At 44.8% G+C, this 324-nt stretch carries 1 pseudogene; it reads right to left on the reverse strand.

What is annotated here, in order from left to right:
- A pseudogene (locus ALO64_RS26340) lies at positions 1 to 230 on the reverse strand (hypothetical protein); the annotation flags it as partial.
- Between the last annotated feature and the right edge of the window lie 94 nt (positions 231 to 324).

The raw sequence follows: 324 nt of genomic DNA on the forward strand, positions 1-324 counted from the left end.
AGTGCAATTGACGCGCTAAGCGCCAAAAGCCCCGCTTTAACAAGTACATGGTCAGTAGTGGGAAGGCCAATTTCAAGCAAAAACTCTCCAAAAATAAGCGCTCCAATGCATGCAATTGAAAGCTTCATAAGACATTCCGTGCCTTTTGCGGGGAGAAAGTTAAGTTCTGCTAATGTTGACTTGTCTTTTCTCGTGATTTTTAGGTAACGCAGCCTTTGGTTGGCGTTCATACCCATTAGGTTCCACAAGCACAAAACCAAGAGCCCCTGTCATTGACTTGTATCAACAAAAGCATGAACGACATGTTTCCCGACGCTTCTTGCG

Source organism: Pseudomonas meliae, from assembly GCF_001400515.1.
GTDB lineage: Bacteria > Pseudomonadota > Gammaproteobacteria > Pseudomonadales > Pseudomonadaceae > Aquipseudomonas > Aquipseudomonas amygdali.